This window comes from Oleiphilus sp. HI0117 (genome assembly GCF_001635235.1).
The window spans coordinates 1-432 of sequence record NZ_LWGA01000340.1; the positions used below are offsets into that span (position 1 = coordinate 1).

Annotated in this window: 1 protein-coding gene; it reads left to right on the forward strand. The window is 43.4% G+C overall.

Features of this window, described 5'->3' with window-relative positions; genetic code table 11:
* Positions 1-17: 17 nt before the first annotated feature.
* A partial coding sequence (dnaQ, locus tag A3757_RS04145) for a DNA polymerase III subunit epsilon (protein ID WP_082872056.1) occupies positions 18-432 on the forward strand: 415 nt, incomplete at its 3' end.

Here is a 432-nt window from a genome sequence, read left to right on the forward strand (position 1 = left end):
ATTGATGGAGTTGAAGGGTGAGGCAGGTCGTACTTGATACAGAAACCACCGGTATAAATCCTCAGCTTGGCCACAGGATAATCGAGATTGGTTGTGTCGAACTGATTGACCGTAAGCTGACAGGAAATCACTACCATGTGTATATCAATCCAGAGCGGGTCGTAGAGCAAGAAGCGATAGATGTCCACGGAATAACGAATGAGTTTCTAGCTGATAAGCCTTTGTTTGCTGATATTGCCCAAGAATTTCTTGAGTATATAAAAGGTTCTGAACTGGTTATCCATAATGCGGCGTTTGACGTTGGCTTTATCAACTACGAATTTAACCTTTTGGTCAACAAGATCCCTCCGGTAGAAAATTACTGTGGTGTATTAGATACANTAGCCATGGCGCGAGAGAAGCATCCGGGGCAAAAGAACAATCTGGATGCTT